11 protein-coding genes are annotated in these 13,069 nt (G+C 64.1%); 7 read left to right on the forward strand and 4 right to left on the reverse strand.

Going from position 1 to position 13,069, the window contains the following annotated elements; genetic code table 11:
* Positions 1-275 precede the first annotated feature (275 nt).
* A complete protein-coding gene (locus M3G19_RS02145) occupies positions 276-3,425 on the reverse strand; it encodes an error-prone DNA polymerase (RefSeq protein ID WP_259900238.1) in 3,150 nt (1,049 codons plus the stop codon).
* Between the two features lie 138 nt (positions 3,426-3,563).
* On the opposite strand from M3G19_RS02145, the gene M3G19_RS02150 reads away from it, so the two are divergent.
* From M3G19_RS02150 to M3G19_RS02160, 3 genes are read left to right on the forward strand one after another with little or no spacing between them, the layout of a single operon-like run.
* Positions 3,564-4,439 (forward strand): MetQ/NlpA family ABC transporter substrate-binding protein, encoded by an 876-nt coding sequence (locus M3G19_RS02150; protein ID WP_259900239.1) that lies wholly within the window; start codon positions 3,564-3,566, stop codon positions 4,437-4,439.
* Positions 4,439-5,533 (forward strand): methionine ABC transporter ATP-binding protein, encoded by a 1,095-nt coding sequence (locus M3G19_RS02155; protein ID WP_259900240.1) that lies wholly within the window; start codon positions 4,439-4,441, stop codon positions 5,531-5,533. The genes M3G19_RS02150 and M3G19_RS02155 overlap by 1 nt, the downstream gene beginning before the upstream one ends.
* Positions 5,533-6,228, forward strand: a complete 696-nt coding sequence (locus tag M3G19_RS02160) for a methionine ABC transporter permease (RefSeq protein ID WP_259900241.1) — start codon at positions 5,533-5,535, stop codon at positions 6,226-6,228. The genes M3G19_RS02155 and M3G19_RS02160 overlap by 1 nt, the downstream gene beginning before the upstream one ends.
* On the opposite strand, the gene M3G19_RS02165 is transcribed toward M3G19_RS02160, so the two are convergent.
* The gene (locus tag M3G19_RS02165; protein ID WP_259900242.1) at positions 6,215-7,123 is read right to left on the reverse strand and encodes a sucrase ferredoxin; all 909 of its coding nucleotides are present in this window, start codon (positions 7,121-7,123) and stop codon (positions 6,215-6,217) included. The genes M3G19_RS02160 and M3G19_RS02165 overlap by 14 nt on opposite strands.
* Before the next feature lie 155 nt (positions 7,124-7,278).
* Here M3G19_RS02165 and M3G19_RS02170 point away from each other — a divergent pair, with 155 nt between their 5' ends.
* The gene (locus M3G19_RS02170; RefSeq protein WP_259900243.1) at positions 7,279-8,031 is read left to right on the forward strand and encodes an AMIN domain-containing protein; all 753 of its coding nucleotides are present in this window, start codon (positions 7,279-7,281) and stop codon (positions 8,029-8,031) included.
* Positions 8,032-8,070: 39 nt separating this feature from the next.
* Here M3G19_RS02170 and M3G19_RS02175 read toward each other — a convergent pair whose 3' ends face one another.
* Both M3G19_RS02175 and M3G19_RS02180 read right to left on the reverse strand, forming a co-directional pair.
* Complete coding sequence (locus M3G19_RS02175; protein WP_259900244.1) at positions 8,071-9,642, reverse strand: DNA polymerase Y family protein; 1,572 nt, start codon at positions 9,640-9,642, stop codon at positions 8,071-8,073.
* The gene (locus tag M3G19_RS02180; RefSeq protein ID WP_259900245.1) at positions 9,643-10,431 is read right to left on the reverse strand and encodes a hypothetical protein; all 789 of its coding nucleotides are present in this window, start codon (positions 10,429-10,431) and stop codon (positions 9,643-9,645) included.
* A gap of 91 nt (positions 10,432-10,522) precedes the next feature.
* Here M3G19_RS02180 and M3G19_RS02185 point away from each other — a divergent pair, with 91 nt between their 5' ends.
* From M3G19_RS02185 to M3G19_RS02195, 3 genes are all read left to right on the forward strand, one after another.
* Positions 10,523-10,933 (forward strand): hypothetical protein, encoded by a 411-nt coding sequence (locus M3G19_RS02185; RefSeq protein WP_259900246.1) that lies wholly within the window; start codon positions 10,523-10,525, stop codon positions 10,931-10,933.
* An 81-nt stretch (positions 10,934-11,014) separates the two neighbouring features.
* Positions 11,015-11,761, forward strand: a complete 747-nt coding sequence (locus M3G19_RS02190) for a PspC domain-containing protein (protein WP_259900247.1) — start codon at positions 11,015-11,017, stop codon at positions 11,759-11,761.
* A 77-nt stretch (positions 11,762-11,838) separates the two neighbouring features.
* Positions 11,839-13,011, forward strand: coding sequence for a PspC domain-containing protein (locus M3G19_RS02195; RefSeq protein WP_259900248.1), 1,173 nt, complete (start codon positions 11,839-11,841; stop codon positions 13,009-13,011).
* The last annotated feature ends 58 nt before the right edge of the window (positions 13,012-13,069 follow it).

Consider the following 13,069-nt stretch of genomic DNA (forward strand, 5'->3'; position numbering starts at 1 on the left):
GGGGGGCATGTAAACAGATTCACCGGTCGGTAGAGACCGGCCACTGCGAACGCTCCAGGCAGCACCGGCGCGGCGGGCGCAGCAAACGAAGTGGGAGCCGCCCGTGCGACAACCACGGTGGATCTGCTTTACATTTGGGCCCTCTGCCCTGCATAGTGAAAATCCCCTGACATGGGCTTATAAGAAATGACCCACTTTGGGAATGCAAAGTAGATCCACCCGCCTGCAAGGGCCAACCAGACTCGCCTCCTTCTAAGACCTGCCCCGAGCACGCGCTACCGGAAGTCGCGGGACCCGCGGGTGAGCCACTCCCCCATCTCGAGGGGCTCGAGTTTGTCGGCAAGCACGCTGACGGCGCCGGAGGCGTTCTCGACGATGCCGCGGACGATGAGGGCTTTGGCGGTGCGGGCAAGGATCTTCTGCCGGTTCCACAGGCCTTTGGGGATGATGATGTTGGTCAGGCCGGTCTCGTCTTCCATGCCGAGGAAGGTCACGCCGGCGGCGGTGCGCGGGGCTTGGCGGTGAGTGACCACGCCGGCGACGCGGATGCGGGTGCCGTCGGGAATGCGTTTCAGGTCTGCGGCGGTTAGAACGTTGGAGCTGGTCAAAGCATCACGCAGCATGTCCATCGGCATGAGGCCGGGGGTGACGCCGGTGGCGGCGATGTCGGCGGCCATGAGTTCGAAGGAGTTCATGCCGGGGAGGGCGGGGGCGTCGATAGCTGAGAGGCCGGGCAGCATGCCGTCGCGTTCGGTCGCGGCGACGCCGGCTTGCCAGAGGGCCTGGCGGCGGTCGACACCAAAACAATCTAAAGCCCCCGCACGAGCGAGCGCTTCGACGTGCTCGACGGAGAGATCCGCGCGGCGGGACAGGTCGGGAATACCGGTAAAGGCGCTGGAAGCCTGGGCAGTCTCAATCCGTTCAGTGACTTTGGCACCCAGTCCCTTGATCAGGTTCAACCCAACGCGGATGGTGCCGGAATCGACGCAGCGGGCCTCAACGCCAGAAGCATTCACGTCGACGGGCAGGACGGTGATGCCGTGGCGGCGGGCGTCCTGGATCAGGGACTGCGGGGAGTAGAAGCCCATCGGCTGAGCGCGCAGGAGTCCGACGCAGAACTCGGCCGGGTAATAGCGCTTGAACCAGGCGGAGAAATACACCAGGGATGCAAACGATTGGGAGTGGGATTCGGGGAAGCCGTAGGCGGCGAACGCGACGATCTTCTGCCACAGGCGGTCAGCCGTAGCTGCGTCAATCCGGTTCGTGGACCAGCATCCGTCAAAGAACCGTTCACGAAGAGCGGCCATCTTCGCGGGCGAGCGCTTGGAGCCCATGGCGCGGCGTAAGGAATCAGCCTCAGCGCCGGTGAAGCCGGCGGCGTCGACGGCGATCTGCATGAGCTGCTCCTGGAACAAAGGGATGCCGAGGGTTTTACCGAGGGATCGTTCGAGGACGGGGTGCTCGTAATCGACAGGCTCGAGACCGTCGCGTCGGCGCAGGTAGGGATGGACGGACCCACCCTGGATCGGGCCGGGCCTGATCAGGGCGACCTCGACGACGAGATCGAAGAACCGGCGCGGCTTGAGACGCGGCAAGGTGTTCAGCTGCGCGCGGGACTCGACCTGGAACACGCCGACGGCATCGGCGCGGCAGAGCATGTCGTACACGCTCGGGTCGGCAAGGTCGAGTTCCCACAGATGGACCTCACGGCCGGTGGTCTCACGCACGAGGTCGATCATGTGGTGCAGCGCTTCGAGCATGCCTAAGCCGAGCAGGTCGAATTTGACCAGGCCAGCGGCAGCGCAGTCGTCTTTGTCCCACTGCACGACGGACCGGCCCTCCATGCGGGCCCATTCCACCGGCACGACATCGGCGATGGGCCGGTCGCAGATCACCATGCCGCCGGAGTGGATTCCCAGGTGGCGGGGTTGCCCTTTCAGTTGCGCAGCCAAGGTCTCGACGCGCTCAGGAGGCGAGGCGATGCCTTTGGACCACGCGTCGGCAGCGCCCGCCGGGTAGCCGAGCGCGCGGGCGGCGTCGCGCACTGCGCCTTTCGTGCGGTAGGTGATCACGTTGGCCACCTGCGCGGCATTCTCGCGGCCGTAGGTCGCATAGGTGTACTGGATGACTTCTTCGCGGCGGCCGGATTCAATATCGATGTCGATATCGGGCGGCCCGTCGCGGTCCGGCGACAGAAAGCGCTCGAAGAGGAGACCAGCGGAAATCGGGTCGACATTCGTGATGCCCAGCGCGAAGCATACCGCGGAGTTCGCAGCTGATCCGCGACCTTGGCACAAAATATTCGCGTCGCGGCAAAACGAAACGAGGTCATCGACGATCAGGAAATAGCCGGGAAAGCCGAGTTGCTCGATGACGCGGAGCTCGTGTTCGATCTGGGCGCGAGCACGTTCGCGCACGTCGTCAGGGCGCGCGGCGTACCGTTCGCGGCCTCGTTCCTCCACGAGTTTCCGCAGCCAGCTCATCTCGTCGTGGCCATCGGGCGTGGGAAACCGCGGCAGCTGCGGCACAACGAGGTCGAGGGTGAACGCACACTGTTCGGCGAGCTCAACGGTGAATGCGAGGGCGTCGGCGCAGTCGGGGGCCATCGCCAGGAGTTGCTCGCCAGACCGCAGCCAGTTCGCGCCCATCGGGTGCACGTCGCGGTAGGAAGAAGCAATCGCTTGACGACGCCCCAATGCCCTCTTCGCCCCCGCCAACCTCGCCCGGTCCCTGGTCGCCGCACCGGGAGCAGCAGTGATAATGGCGGGGATCTCGGGATGAGCACGCAGTGCGGCGTGGCGGTCAACGTCTTCCGGAAGCATGGAGATCTCGAATTCCCTGACCGCTCGGTCTATTCCAAAGCATTCGATCAGATCATCGATACGGTCAGCCCAGCGCCACCCAGCCAGGGCAATACAGGTGCCATCCAATTCGGCAGCAATATCTTGCAAAGGCGGGTAGTACAGCACACCCTTCTCCCCTCCTGCCATATGCGCGCGGGCCATCAGACGGGACAGGCGACGGTACCCCTCGGGGCCGCGGGCGATGAGGGGTAAAGGCGGGGCGTCGATAAGCGAAAGCTCCGCGCCGAAAACCGTAGGGATATCAGCTTCCGCCGCTGCTTCGGCGAATTTGACCGCACCGTAGAAACCATCCCTGTCCAGCACACCGAGCGCGGAAAGACCGAGCTCACGGGCGCGGGCGACCAACTCCTCAGGCTCGCTCGCCCCGCCAGTATCCGACAGAAAGCTGTACGTGGACACGGCATGAAGCTCGGCGAACGGCACGGTCGGCTGGCCGCGCGGGATGCGCTCGCGGGCGGGTTCGCGGGTGTGATCGACGGGCACGGGTACAGGCCCGGGACGGCCGGAGAGCACACGCTCCAGCCGCGACCAGGACAGACCTTCACCACCACGGAAATCCACGCCACAAGAATAGCGCCACTCGAAACTGTGTTCCAATCGACGTTTACTTGGGGTGAACCCAAACTAGACTAAGCGGTACACACGGTGTTACATTCTTCTCACATTCTTTTCACGACGATCAAGAAAGCAGGAAGCGACATGCGCCTGAACCGTGTAATCGCAACCGCAGCAGCCTCCATCCTGGCAGCTACCGGCCTGGTTGCATGCTCCTCTGATTCCGCAGAGAGCGGCGATGACCAGGTCATCCGCATCGGCACCACCGACTCCGACCAGAAGGCTTGGTCTGTGTTCATGGACAAGGCGAAGGAAGAGGGCATCGAACTCGAGCTCGTCCCCTTCACCGAGTACACCCCGGTGAACCCGGCGCTGGCGGAGAACCAAATCGACATCTCCAAGTTCCAGCACATCTTGTACCTGTCGCAGTACAACGCCACCTCCGGCAACGACCTGAAGATCGTCGGCTCCGCCGAGATCAACACCCTCGGCCTGTTCTGGAAGGACCACGACTCTCTCGACGGCATTGAGGGCCAGGAAATCGCCATCCCGAACGACCCGTCGAACCAGGGCCGCGCCATCAACGTTCTCGTCCAAGCTGGCCTGCTCAAGGTCAAGGACGGTGCCGACAAGCTGAACCCGACCCCGGCCGACATCGACAAGGACGGCTCCAAGGTCGAGGTCACCCCGGTCGACGCATCCCAGACCCCGACGGCCTACAACCAGGGCGACCCGGCGATCATCAACAACAACTGGCTCTCCCGCGCTGGCATCGACGCGTCCACCGCTGTCGCTTCCGACGATCCGAATTCCGACTTGGCTGAGCCGTACATCAATGTCTTCGCGGTCCGCGCTGAGGACATCGACAACCCGACCTACGAGAAGCTCGTCGAGATCTGGCAGACCCCTGAGGTCACCGATGCCCTCAACGAGGATTCCAACGGCACCGCCGTTCAGGTCCAGAAATCCAAGGAGGACCTGAACAAGATCCTCGACCGCCTCGTGGAGGAAGCGAAGTAATGGCCGAAACAGTCGGCACCAGGATCGAATTCCGGGACGTGAACAAAGTGTTCCGCCCCCGGAGGAAGGGCCCCAGCGTCCACGCGCTGGACAACGTCAATCTCACCGTCGAACCGGGCGAGATCTTGGGCGTGATCGGGTACTCGGGTGCCGGCAAGTCCACGCTCGTGCGCATGATCAACGGGCTGGACACCCCCACCTCGGGACAGGTCTTGCTGGACGGCACCAATATCGTCGGTATGCCGGCCAAGCAGCTGCGCGAGGTACGCCGAAATATCGGCATGATCTTCCAGCAGTTCAACCTGTTCTCGTCGTTGAACGCGGCGGGCAATATTGAATACCCGCTGAAGATGACGAACATGAGCGCCGCTGACCGCAAGGCCCGGGTCGCGGAATTGCTTGACTTCGTCGGCCTTAGCGAGCGCGGGAAGAACTACCCGGAGCAACTCTCCGGCGGCCAGAAGCAGCGCGTCGGCATTGCCCGCGCGCTCGCCACGAGCCCCTCGCTTTTGCTTGCCGACGAAGCCACCTCCGCCCTCGACCCTGAGACCACCCAGGAAGTCCTGGCTCTGCTCAAGGAGGTCAATGAGCGCACCGGCATCACCATCGTGGTGATCACTCACGAGATGGATGTCATCCGCGCCATCGCCGACAAGGTGGCTGTGATGGAGGACGGCAAGATCGTCGAGCACGGCTCGGTGTACGAGGTCTTCTCCAACCCGCAGACCCAGGTGGCGCACCGCTTTGTGTCCACCAGCCTGCGCAACACCCCGTCTGCCGCTGAAGAGCACGAGCTCATGGGCAAGGAAGGCCGCCTGTTCACGGTCGACCTGACCGCCGAGTCCGGTTTCTTCTCCGCAGCCGCGAAGCTGCAGGAGCGCGGAGTGAGCCTTGATGTGGTCCACGGTTCCGTGACCACGCTGCAGGACCACTCCTTCGGCAAGATGACCGTCCGCCTGACCGGCGACCACGAGGCCATCGAGGAGTTCTACTCCACCCTGAGCCAGACCACCACGATCAACGAGATCACAGCTGGCACCACTACAGGACCTACGACAGGATCCACCGCCGTGACGACTGGGGAGGCTCACTAATGACAGCCACGAACGAACTCATTCTCGCCGCCGGCGAGGTCGATTGGGAGCGCCTCGGCCCCACCTATCTCAACGCCATCAGCGACACCCTGTTCATGGTGGTCATCACCATGATCGTGAGTGGTTTCTTCGGCCTGATCATCGGCCTGTTCCTGTACACCACCCGACAGGGCGGAGTACTGCAGAACAAGGTCGTCTACTGGGTGCTCAACATCCTGGTGAACTTCTTCAGGCCGATCCCGTTCATCATCATGATCGCCATGCTCTACGCCGTCACCTTGGCGGTGGTGGACACCACGATCGGCCGCGAGGCCGCCACCTTCGTGATGTGCGTGACCGCCACCTTCACCGTGGCCCGCATCGTGGAGCAGAACCTGGTGGCCATCGACCCGGGCGTGATCGAGGCGGCCCGCGCGATGGGCGCCGGCCCGTGGCGCATCATCCGCACCGTGATCATCCCGGAGGCGCTCGGCCCGCTGATCTTGGGCTTCACCTTCATCTTCATCGCCGTGATCGACATGTCCGCCATGGCGGGCTACATCGGCGGTGGCGGTCTCGGTGACTTCGCGATCGTCTACGGTTACCGCGCCTACCAGCCAGAGGTCACCTGGGTGGCTGTGATCACCATCGTGGTGATCGTTCAGCTGGCGCAGCTTCTGGGCAACTACCTGTCACGGAAGGTCATGCGCCGCTGACAGAGCTGACAGCCCAGTACGAACCGGTCTTCGGTTCATCGCCGCAGGAGGACACCACTCCTGCGGCTTCTTCTTTGCGCAGGGAGACGGTGAAGGTGCGGGCGGAGGAGGCGTCGAGAAGCGAAATGGACGCTGTATTCTCGCCGACTTCCGAGTGATCGACCGACAGCTGGCCGTAGGCGACCTCGCCCCCTTCACGCTGGAGGTGCGCGGCGACCGCGATTTCCGCGGCCTGCTCGGGCGGGGTGAGGGTCCCGCGGCCGCGGTTACCGGGCACGAAATATTGCGCGCGCATCGCCGCGGCGAGCATCGCCTCCGTCGCCTCGAGGTTCATGCGGCCGAAGCTGTAGCCCCACGGCATGAGCAGCAGCGCGGGCGCGAAACGATGCCCCTTGACGTGGGAGGTCTCCCACACGACATCGCCCGTTTTCTTGAACGGGTAGCGACGCTCCAACTCGCTGACCAGCGGGCGGCCCTTCACGGCGCAGCAGCGGTCGCGCTTCGCGTGCGTGCACACGAGCAGCAGCGGCGCGATGCGCGTCTGCCCGCCGTTTTTGCCAGGCCCCGACAAATCGAGGTCGAGGATCGCCTCCGGGCCGTCGACGTGCAGGACTTCCGTGACCCCAATATCAGAGAACACGATGTAGAGATGATGGTCGTCGATCGCGCGCCCCTCGCGCGTGGGATGGCGGATGAGCTGCAGCGACGCGCCCGCTTCCTTCATCTTGGCCTTGAGCCTCGCGGTCAACTCCGCGCCGAAAGTGTCGCCGTCCAAAATGTCGTGGCTCCACGGGCCCGGATACTCGAAGAGTACGTACACGCCCGCTTGTTTCGCAGTGCCGGGCAGGGGCTCAACTTCCACATCAGAGCACAATGTTCGGCGGTCGACAGACATGCTTCTAAGGGTAGCCTATCTTTCAAAACAGCCTCAAAGTAGCTTATCGACGCTCCCTGCTCCTCCCCACAACGAATCGGTCACTATTGCGTCTCAATTCCCCGTCGCACATGAATAAATTTCGCGTTTAGGTCAGTGCTCGATACCCTGTTCCCGTGTTCAATTTCAATGCCTCCCCGAGTCGCCGGAATCTCGGCGCCCCGGGCTTTGCGCGCGCAGGCGCGGCCGTGACCGCCGCAGCGCTCGCTTTGGCGACCCTTTCCGGGTGCGGGGCAGCATCTCAAACCGGCGGGAGTGCCCCCGGCGCCGAGACAGCCGACACCGCCGGCATCCTCCCCGACAATGAAGAGGAACTGCAGGCAGGCAAAACCCTCAACGAAGCCGGCACCGTGAATAAACGCGAGGAACGCCGCGGCGAACGCCCTCGCGGCGACCAGAACTCCGACGCGCTGGTCGCGACCAAGGACGGCCACCTGGCGGAGGCGAATTCCGCGCCGAAAACCACCCGCCCCAGCGCACCGAGCCGACTCGCCGTGACCGGCATGGAAGTCAGTCGCCAGGACAAATACGACCGCGTCATCATCAACCTCGACGGCGACGGCGAACCCGGCTGGTTCGTGGACTATGTCTCCTCCCCCGTCCGACAGACCGTAGGTGCCCCACTCCAGGTGGAGGGCCGCGCATTTCTCAACGTCAACATCGACGGCACCGTCTACCCGCAGGACATCGGCCGTGGCGATGTCGAAGCCAACCACGCCGACGGTGCCGGCTCCGTCGTCGAGGTCCTCAACGCAGGCACCTCTGCCGGCCGCAGCCAGATCGTCATTGGTCTGAAGAAGGCCACGCCGTATTCCGTGCAGACGCTCTACAACCCCACCCGCCTCGTCATCGACATCGCGCGGGATTGACCGGGGCGGGCATAACGCCGGCGCAGCGCCTGTGATCCCTTAGCTGTACATCGCTTCCACCCTCCAGTTCTGCTTCGACCACAGCAGCAACCACGCCAACGGCGCGCCACCGTCTTCTCGCTCGCCGACGACCTGCAGCCGCGCGACCTTGTGCGGGTGCTCACCCCACCAGCCTTCGTCCACCGGCCACGGCCCTGCCCACCCCGTGATCAGGTAGTGGCTGCCGCCCCAGCTCAACGCGTACGGCGTCGTACTGAGCAACGCTTCGGCCGTGACGCCGACAGGACGCGCGGAATCATCGATCATGGTGATCTTCGCCGCTGGGTGATCCACACCGCCGCCAATTCGTGCTGGCAGCGGTGGCGGGATAGTTCCCGGCCACGATGCCTCCGCCGGGTCTTGACCATCCGCCGTCTCCGGGTCGCGCTCCCCGAACGGGACCAACGCGATGCGCTCCGCCACACCGCGCCCGCCGACGAACCGGGGTTGAAGCACCGCATCAATCCCCAGCGCCGACTGCACCCGTTCCGCCACGCGACGCGCCTCACCAGCACCAGAGCCACCCGCGCCCCTGCCCCAGAGCTGGCCTGCTGAATCAGGCTGGGCGAGCTCCAGCGGTTCCAGGACAAGCGCAGTGATCGTGCCCGCTCCCCCGCTGGTCAACCACCCGTCCAACTGCCAGCGCACACGGTCGGCGGTGCCCTCCTCCGTAAGCGCCTCACGAGTACGCCAGATGCGCTCGACCACAGTGCCGTCAGCCAGCTCTGCTTTGACCTTCAAGCGCAGACAGTTCTGCCCCGCTTCCGCCAAGCGTTCGTGCAGGCTCGCCGCCAGCGCACGGGCAGCGAACGCCGCCGCGTCCACCCGGTCAATCGGGTCCTCCGGCGTGATGGCGACGCTCAGGTCCGCCACCGGGAGTTCCGGCGCGACCCGCCGATCCGGCGCAGCACGGGCAATACGGTGGCAGGCCATGCCCGCGCGGCCGAAGCGGGTGGACACCGCCGTCGAAGGCAACTGGGCGAGCTCCCCCAGCGTGGTCACACCCAGCTGCCCCAGCGCCTTGACCGTCTCCACATCCGCACCCAGGCTGGACTCCGCCACCAGCACTTTCAAAGGTTGCCGGGCCAGGAATTCACCCGACCCGCCCGGCGGTACTACCGCGGACGATCGTGCGGCCACAACTGCCGTGGCGATCTCATCGGCCACTCCGGCAAAAGCGTCGATGCCGCGGCGTGCAGCTGCGTCAAGCAGCATCTCCACCGCCTTTTCCTCACTGCCGTGGAATGCGCCCGCAGCCGCGATATCGACCACCACGAGACCTGGGCGCAGCACCTCCACCGATGCTGCGACATCATCAAAGCCTGCAGCCAACGCGGTGAACATGCGCCCATCGCGGTCCGGGTTGTCATCGATGACCGTCAGCTCCGGGCACACCGATTGCGCATGACGCACCTTCATTCCGCGGCACACACCCAGCGCGCGAGCGCGGTGAGAGACCACCTTGATGCGGTACTGCGCGCCAATGGCCAGTGGTTCTTCCAGCTCATCATCCGCTTCCAGCCGCGCGGCCTGCACCGGCCAATCCGGGAACCACACCGCCGCGACGCGCACTTACCGCACCACCTTCAGCACGGGGTGACTGGCTGTCTCGGCTGCTGTCTCAGCAACTGTTTCCGCAGCCGCTTGACCCACGGTGACAGTGGCCGAGGCCGGATGGACGCTCTTCGATTGCGCGCGCACCCGGATATCCACGCCAGTGATCCGGCCAGTGCCGCGCCCAATACCGCGGAAAGACTGGATGTCCCCCGTGATAGTGAGCGCCGGCGACGGAACAGTCGCACCGACCATCATCAGCGCGGCGCGGCCCTTACGAAGTTTGCCCAGCAGCGGGCGACACCGCACCGGCGACAAGGCGAGCTGAACCGGCGAGCGGTACACGACCAGGTCCAGCCCCTCCGTGAACACTGCCGCGATCCCCAGCGGGTCCGCGCCCGGATCCGGGACCGCGATGATTCTGTCCAGGTGCTTCCTGCCGATCCCGGCATACGACAGCTCCGGCCACCCCACCACACCAGCGTGGCCGCCCGCCTCGACCACGTTCAGCAGCATTTCTGCGACCAGCGCCGGGGTATCGCTCATATGTGTGACTGCGTGGCGTGGCAAACCTCCACCAGGAAGGACAAAGCGGAATTGCTCGCCGAGCGCCAGCACATCCTCTCCGGCCACGACCCCTTCCCCGAATCCGGCTAAGGTGCCGCCGCCAGGAACATCCCCGCCGATCTGCGCCATCTTGGAGCGGAGCTCAGCGATCTGTTCGGCGCGCGCAAGGCCAGCGGGGGCTGCCGACACCGGCACCTCACCCGCTTCCTGGGCCACCTTACGAACACTTGTTCCACTCACGGACGTTGATTATGCTCCCCGAGTGAACCAAGGTCAATTAAATCTTTCGAACACATTTTCTATCAGCAGCGGTGTGGTAGCGTCCACTCCTATGTACGCCCACGATGTCCGCAGCCGCATCACCCCGATTCCCACGCCAGCACTCGTGCGGACGACAGGCACCGCAGGTGTCGCCGGGTCGATCGCTGTCATGGTCTCGCAGCTGGCCATCGGCCCGAAAGTCCTGATCGCCATCGGATGCGCAGTACTTGCCGTGGCGGTCACTCTTCTCCACCCCTACCGGGCGGAGATGCGGGCTTTCGCTGTGAGGAAAAAGGTGAGCACGGTGCCGTCGATAAGCATGCTCGTGCCCTTGATGCTCTGGTGGCTCGCACTGATGCTGGCCCCGCTCGCACAGTGGCCCGCGTGGGGCGTCGCGCTCACATTCCTGCTCGTCGCGGGCGCGGCATGGGTGCTCTACCCGCACGTCGACGGCTCGCGACGCCTCGCCTACGCCGACTGAGCGCGACCAACAACCAGGCCCGCATTATAAAACGGTCGACGGTGCCAGCGAAGTGACCCAGGAAACTGCATACTTGGATATATGACCAACTCCACAAGCAGTCCTCAGAACATGTGGGAAACTCGACCTCCGCGCATCCCCAAAGAAAACGGCGGCAAGGCCATGCTTGCAGGCGTCTGCGAAGGAATCGGCGCGCGCTACCAAATCGATCCCACGATCGTCCGCATCGCATTCGCCGTGCTAACAGTACTCGGCGGCGGCGGTGGTATCCTCCTCTACCTCCTGTGCTGGCTGACCATGCCGCGCATCAACACCGCCTCCTCGCCCTTGAGCGCAGTCCTCGGCGACAAGAACAACCTGACCGAAACAGAGAAGAAGGAGCAGAGCACCGGCTGGATCCTGCTCATCGCACTCATCATCTTCCTCATGTCCGCCTTCCCCTCCATCATCATGGGCTTCCGGTACGGCTTCATTGTCCTCCCGCTCGTCGGCCCCATTCTTGGACTCGTTGCGTGGTGGCTCCTCCACAACCGCACCCCCGTGCCACCCCAGGGACTCGGCATCCCACCGACCACCCCAGGACCACAGCAGCCCCAGCCCTCCGCCGGCAACCCCCAACCCCAGCCGCCGGCAGGTGGCGGCCACGCGCAGGCTCAGGCTCAGCCACAGCCCGAGGTGCAGCAGCAGCCCGAGGCGCAGCAGCAACCGCAGGCTCAGCAGCCGCAGGCTCAGCCGCAGCCGGAGGCGCAGCAGCAACCGCAGACCAATGACGGCCAGCCGGGCGGCAACGCCAACCCGTACTCTCCGCAGAACAACCCGTATGCCTAAACCTGGGTTTCCAGGCTCCGGCGCTTTGGTAGCGCCAGGGATAAAACGGGCACCAGCACAGAATGCACACCTAACGCATGAGCACCGCAGGCACTTCTTTCAAGGACATGTGGGATACACGCCCACCCCGCATTCCCGGTCGCAATGAAGACGGCCAACTCGCTGGTGTCTGCCAAGGCATCGCAGTGCGTTACCAGGTGAATGCGTCATTTATCAGAATCGCATTCCTCGTCCTGTTCTTCATCGGTTGCATCGGCCTCTTGCTGTACGCCCTGTGCATCCTGCTCATGCCCAAAAAAGGTAGGCACTCCGCCCCCATCGATGTAATCGTCAAACCTAAACTCCCTCTGACCCCGGAAGACGAGCAGGATCGCATCTTAGGGTGGGCGATGATCCTCCTTCTGGCCTGCTTCTCTTCGAGCACCATTTTCAAGTTCGGTGAAGCCTACGGGTTGACAGTCCCCCTGGCCGCACTGATCTTCTACCTCGGCTGGAAGCGCTTGCACGAGCGTTATCCCGAATCGCCACCCGGGCTACTTGTGCCCCCGCCTCCGGCGGCAGGCCCCCACCCCGGTGTTCAAAATGGCTACGGTGCGCAAGGGTTTTACGGTGCACCCGGCAGCCACGATGCTCATGGCTATCACCCGGCGGCTGAGCCTGAACTACCGCACAATCCATACACTCCAGCTGGACCCGGCCACCCCACGGGAGTTGGGGCTGGGCACCCGCAGCATTCGCCGTACACACCTCAGGGTGCTTACCAGGCTGGGGCCTACCAAGCCCCGAACCGGAACCGCTGCCGACCGCTAGTCACTACCGGGGAACAGCCGCCGGAGAATCCAGAGCGAATGTGGAAGAACATGGTGACTGCTTTGGCCATCATCACTGTCCTTGGGATGGGCACTTCCATCACGTTCCGCGCTCGGGAAGCGGGGTGGGTCGGGCCGAAGGAAGAGTTCATCACGGACCCAGAATCAATCCATCCTGTGAAGAACACGTTCGGCAGCATCACGGTAGACCTCACGGGGCTTTGGCCGTTGGATGAGCCAGCGACACTCGATGTGAATGGCATGGTCGGGTCGATTGAAGTCCTCCTTCCGACAGAAGGAAGCCCAGTCGATGTCAGATGCCACACAAGCATCGGCGAGACCGACTGCCCCCACGAACGAGTGGACGGCGATGGCCAAGTTCTCACGCTGAATCTGAGCCAGAAAATCGGCGATATCCGGGTCGTGGAAAACGCACAGTGAAAACGCGCTGAATATAGGCCGAATTGGCCGGTCTGGCTAGCGGAGCTGCCCAGCTGGG

The sequence above is a fragment of the Corynebacterium sp. p3-SID1194 genome, assembly GCF_025144155.1.
In the GTDB taxonomy this organism is placed as follows: Bacteria; Actinomycetota; Actinomycetes; order Mycobacteriales; family Mycobacteriaceae; genus Corynebacterium.

Coding starts and splice junctions, on each gene's coding strand:
- M3G19_RS02150 (WP_259900239.1), top strand. CDS start 3,564: ATGCGCCTGAACCGTGTAATCGCAACCGCAGCAGCCTCCATCCTGGCA.
- M3G19_RS02155 (WP_259900240.1), top strand. CDS start 4,439: ATGGCCGAAACAGTCGGCACCAGGATCGAATTCCGGGACGTGAACAAA.
- M3G19_RS02160 (WP_259900241.1), top strand. CDS start 5,533: ATGACAGCCACGAACGAACTCATTCTCGCCGCCGGCGAGGTCGATTGG.
- M3G19_RS02165 (WP_259900242.1), bottom strand. CDS start 7,123: ATGTCTGTCGACCGCCGAACATTGTGCTCTGATGTGGAAGTTGAGCCC.
- M3G19_RS02185 (WP_259900246.1), top strand. CDS start 10,523: ATGTACGCCCACGATGTCCGCAGCCGCATCACCCCGATTCCCACGCCA.
- M3G19_RS02190 (WP_259900247.1), top strand. CDS start 11,015: ATGACCAACTCCACAAGCAGTCCTCAGAACATGTGGGAAACTCGACCT.
- M3G19_RS02195 (WP_259900248.1), top strand. CDS start 11,839: ATGAGCACCGCAGGCACTTCTTTCAAGGACATGTGGGATACACGCCCA.